The organism is Vibrio sp. 10N.222.52.B7 (assembly GCF_041474275.1).
GTDB classification, from domain to species: domain Bacteria; phylum Pseudomonadota; class Gammaproteobacteria; order Enterobacterales; family Vibrionaceae; genus Vibrio; species Vibrio crassostreae_C.
The window spans coordinates 1-307 of the sequence record NZ_JBFRTU010000245.1 but is presented as its reverse complement, the minus strand read 5'-3'; the positions used below and the strand labels follow the sequence as shown (position 1 = coordinate 307).

The window sequence follows — 307 nt, the reverse complement described above, 5'->3', positions numbered from 1 at the left end:
GGGATCGCAGGTCTGCCTGTTCCTCTTCACCCAGGCGCTGCTCGTTATTATCGAGAGATGGGCATCGAGATCCCTTCTGAGTTGATCGTTAACTAGCTTATCTGTTGTCAGGTAACTATTGGTTTATGAGCTGTTGGCTTGTGAACTAAATACTGGCCTGTGAACTAACGGTTTGTTACGAACTACTATTTGCCATCAACTAACCCCTTCGTGACTTAATTGCTTGGTGCGCGTTCGCTCAAAAATGTGTTCGTGCACCTCCTCACTTTATGGATTTTCTCTGCGCGTTTGCTGTGGAGAGCAGGAG

General features: G+C 47.2%; 1 protein-coding gene. It reads left to right on the top strand.

What is annotated here, in order from left to right; all coding sequences use genetic code 11:
• On the top strand, window positions 1-96 hold a 96-nt coding region (locus AB4512_RS22645; RefSeq protein WP_372175785.1), incomplete at its 5' end, for a TAXI family TRAP transporter solute-binding subunit.
• Window positions 97-307: the final 211 nt, after the last annotated feature.